Origin of the sequence: Dyella sp. (genome assembly GCF_035508675.1) — a bacterium.
Lineage (GTDB): Bacteria > Pseudomonadota > Gammaproteobacteria > Xanthomonadales > Rhodanobacteraceae > Dyella_B.
In genome coordinates this window covers 1-4124 of the sequence record NZ_DATJMN010000018.1, presented here as the reverse complement: position 1 = coordinate 4124, position 4124 = coordinate 1, and the positions used below count along the sequence as shown (strand labels likewise).

Here is a 4124-nt window from a genome sequence, read left to right as displayed (position 1 = left end):
GGCGATCGCCGCTACTTGGGCCAACTGGACAACACCTTCGAAAAAGACAAGGGCGTGTTTCCAGCCGGCGTGTTGTCGGGCGATCCGCTGCTGGGCAATTTCACCAGCCGCGCCATCGACGACTCCGCATGGTGGGGCCTGACCTGGGTCGAAGCCTATGACCTGACCGGCAACCCGAAGTACCTGAACATGGCCGTCACCATCGCCAATTACGTGTATGGCTATTGGGACACCAGCACCTGCGGCGGCGGCGTGTGGTGGGATGCCGAGCGCACCTACAAGAACGCCATCACCAATGGGTTATGGATCCGGCTTACCGCCGAACTGCACAACCGCATTCCCGGCGATACCCAATGGCTGGCCCGATCCAGCGCCGCCTGGGCGTGGTTCCAGGCCAGCGGCATGATCAACCCCAACGGCCTGGTCAACGATGGCCTCACCAACGCCTGCACCAACAACGGCCAGACCGTGTGGACGTATAACCAGGGCATGGCGATCGGCGCCGGGCTGGCGTTGTGGCGTGCCACCGGAAACCCGCAGATCCTGGCGAGCGTGCGGCGCCTGGCCGACGCCGCGATCGGACCGAACGCACTGGTTAGCAACGGCATCCTCACCGAAAGCTGCGATGCCACCGACCAGACCTGCGACGACAACGGCAAGCAGTTCAAGGGCATCTTCATGCGCTACTGGACCGAGCTTGTCGACACCACTCACGATCCGCGCTATGCGGCGTTTCTTGAGCAGCAAGCCGAAAGCATCTGGAACAACGACCGCGACGCCGCCGGGCGACTCGGCACCCGTTGGTCCGGCGCCACCAACGACGCCAACCCTAACGTGTTCGACTGGCGCACCCAGGCCAGCGCGCTGAGCGCCCTGATCGGCGACGTACCGGCCTTGACACCGTGGGAATCGCTGGCCGCCACCATGTCGCCGGCACAACCGGTGGTGATGCCGCCTGCATCGGGAAGCACCGCCATCGCGGTCGATCTCGGCGTCTCGGCAACCGGGTTCTTTCCGTTGCAAGCGCACGCCGCCATCGATGCGCCCGCCGGCTGGAGCGCCACACCGCCAACCACCCAAGTGCGGCTGCAGCCGCATGGCCTGGCGAATCCGGTCAGCAGCAGCATTCCGCTGACGGTCACCGTGCCGAGTTCCGCCACGGATGGGCATTACATGGTGACTGCCAACGTGGCCGCGGCGGGGATGAATTTCACGACCCAGGCTGACGTGCTGATTGCGCACACGATCGACTTCGACACCGGCACTGTCGATGAAACCCCGTGGCTGTTCGATCCGGATGGCTCGCAGAGCAACGGCGTGCAGAACCGCTTCGCCGACGGCAACGCCCACTTCACCTATCGGTTCCCCTTCCCGGCCGATACCACCTCGGCGCAGGTCACCCTGACCATCGACAACGAATTCCTGGTGCAAGTCAGCACCGACAACACGAACTGGACAACCGTACTGCAAGAGACCCAGCCCATCACCGATGGCTCGAACAAGGCCGCCCGCACCATCGACCTGACGCCCTATCTCGGCGCCGCCACCGATGGCGCCAAGCCGATTTACCTGAAAGTGTCGGACTCCTTCCCCAATGATGGCTGGGGTGGGCGCGTGTATCACGTTACGGCGAATATCGTCGAATAAGTCGTATGCGCCCGTTCCGGGCGTACAGCGCGTAGGTTGGTGGTGAGCGTATGCGAACCCCAACGTTGCCATGCAGAGGGCGATGTTGGGGTTCGGCGCTGCCTCACCGCCAACCTACGGGTTGCTGCGACTTGCCACGCCACTTCAATAATCACGAATATCCAGCGCAATGAAACAACGCGCGCCATATCCCTGGTCCGTCAACGGCCAATGCAACTGCCCCAACAGGCGATCCCCGCCCGGCCACGGCTCGTTGTCCAGCAAGGCCTCGGCGACGACCGAGCCATCCTCTTCGCGGCGGTGGAACAGCCGAATCCAGTGCAATTGGCCGCTCAGCGATTCGTTGCGCAAGGCCTCCTGCAAGGCTGGCAACCAGCCTTCGGGTGCAGCGATATCGCCGCGGCTGAACGCGAAGGGGCCAACAAACACATCCCAGCTGCGCGCCCCGAGCTCCCAGCTTTGCAATTGGATGCGCCGATCATCCGTGACGTACCAGCACGCAGCCAGCAGCACGTGCAGGACATGTCGTTCGAACGCGCCAAGCGCATCACGCAGGCCGGCGATGCCCTGCCCATTACCGGCAAAGCTTTCCTCGATGTGGCGTTCTTCACTGATCACCACATCCACATCCAACCGGCCCGGCGCCCCTGCTCCACCTTCATGCCAACTGGCGCGCACGGCTGGAAAATCGCCATCGGTTACCAGCCAATCCTCATCCACTTCGAGCTCTACGTCGTGGCGCTCGAACAGGTGAAGCAACTCGGTCTGCAAGGTGTTGGAACTGGTCATGGTGAATCCCTGGCGGCATCTGCTGCGCATCGAAAACGGGTCACTATACCAAGCTCGCCTGATCAAGCCGCCACAAGGCGTTGGCACGGCGGTGCTGGGATTGTCATTCCAGCCTACGGTTGCGTGCGTTGTCACGCATAGTCCCGGCGCCTGGTGATTTGAATGGCCACGCCGATCAACACGCCTGCCATCATCAGCATGCAAGCCAATAATGCCCAAGGCGGCGCGCCCACCAGCAACGCGGTGTGGACGTTGAAATACGGCATTCTCACGCCGCTCATGATGTGGTGGATATTCAACGGGTAGCGGCTCAACGGCGAAAAGAGCACCGCCATGGGGTAGAAAATCGTGAAGGCGAACGCAACGGTCAGTGCAGTGTATTCGTTGCGGAACAACGTCGCCGCCAACAAGGCCACCGCAAAGAACACGGCGCCGCCGGTAAACCACAACAAGCCGAAGCACGCCATCTGCGCCAGCGGATACGACACCTGCGCGAGCGACGAGCATATCGTCAGCAATACCAAGGGCAGCATGGACAACGCCGCGACTTGTCCCAAGCCGAGCAACGCCTGCATCGATACCAGGCGCGTACGGCTCACCGGCAAGGCCAAGGTGAAGCCCAAGGTTTGGTGCAGGCGTTCCCGCTGCAGTCCGCCCAGCGCAAGCACCATGACCATGATGGTGAACAAACCGCGCGCTGTTCCTGCGTACACCAACGCATAGATGTAGCCCACGTAGGGATCGCCGCCAAACCGTCCCTCAGGCACGATCACCTTCATCAGGGTCCCGCGGCAGAACACGCCGAACACGCAGATCGCTGCCAATAGCGCGGCACTGATGAGAAACCGCCCGCGGCTCTCGCGCCATGCCTTGAACAGCAAGGCAGCCGTGGTGTTCAAGGAAAATCCTTGCCTGCCATGATGGCGCCGGCCGCCCCGACCAGGCACAGCGCCACCAGCGCGTACAGGCCCAAGGCCAGCCAAGGCAGCGGAGCAAGCAGTGCGGCCAGCGATACCTCACGCCGGGAAGCCAAAAGCTGTGCGCCATGCATGGTCTCGATCAGATCGAGCGCAGGATAGCGTGCAAGCGGCGGCAGGTCGGCCAGGATCGAATAAGCCAGCAACGCCGCTACCGACGCAATCGCCGCCGAGTACGCGCCCGGCAAAACCACCGAGAAGAACAGCGCCATCGCAAAGATCACCATGCCGGCGTCGGCCCACAACACGCTGAACTGGAACGCAGGCGCGAACGAATAAGTCTCTCCGACAACCGGTGACAAAAGCGGAATCAGCAGCGCAGGCAGCAATGCCAATATCGCAACCTGCAAACACCCCATGGCGGCCCTGACGGCGGTCAGCCGCCAACGGCTTACCGGCAACGACAAGGTAAAACCGGCCGTACCCTGCGCGCGCTCCTGCAGCAGGCCACCGAGCCCGAGCACGATCACCAGCAGAACGAAAAGATCAAGCACATTCGCTTTATAAACCGCGCTCCAAATGTAGTGCGCGTAACTGATCGGTTCGTCCGCATGAGCCCGCACGCGCCGTTGCAGCAGCACCACCATCGCGCACATCCACAGCAATGCGGCGGCGCTGATGGTGAAGCGCACGCCGCTCTCGCGCCACATTTTGTACCAAAGCATCAGGGCGCTTCCTTGACCAGGTCTAGAAAGACATCGCGCAAATTCA

4 protein-coding genes are annotated in these 4124 nt (G+C 62.4%); 1 reads left to right on the top strand and 3 read right to left on the bottom strand.

The window, feature by feature from the left end; genetic code table 11:
- Window positions 1–1647, top strand: a 1647-nt coding sequence (locus VMA74_RS01065; RefSeq protein ID WP_325363947.1) for a glycoside hydrolase family 76 protein, incomplete at its 5' end; no start/stop codon positions are given.
- Window positions 1648–1791: 144 nt separating this feature from the next.
- On the opposite strand, the gene VMA74_RS01060 is transcribed toward VMA74_RS01065, so the two are convergent.
- The 3 genes from VMA74_RS01060 to VMA74_RS01050 form a co-directional block, all read right to left on the bottom strand.
- The gene (locus tag VMA74_RS01060; protein ID WP_325363945.1) at window positions 1792–2436 is read right to left on the bottom strand and encodes a DUF6348 family protein; all 645 of its coding nucleotides are present in this window, start codon (window positions 2434–2436) and stop codon (window positions 1792–1794) included.
- A 131-nt stretch (window positions 2437–2567) separates the two neighbouring features.
- A complete protein-coding gene (locus tag VMA74_RS01055) occupies window positions 2568–3335 on the bottom strand; it encodes a hypothetical protein (protein ID WP_325363943.1) in 768 nt (255 codons plus the stop codon).
- On the bottom strand, window positions 3332–4078 hold the full coding sequence (locus VMA74_RS01050) for a hypothetical protein (RefSeq protein WP_325363941.1): 747 nt from the start codon (window positions 4076–4078) through the stop codon (window positions 3332–3334). The genes VMA74_RS01055 and VMA74_RS01050 overlap by 4 nt, the downstream gene beginning before the upstream one ends.
- Window positions 4079–4124: the final 46 nt, after the last annotated feature.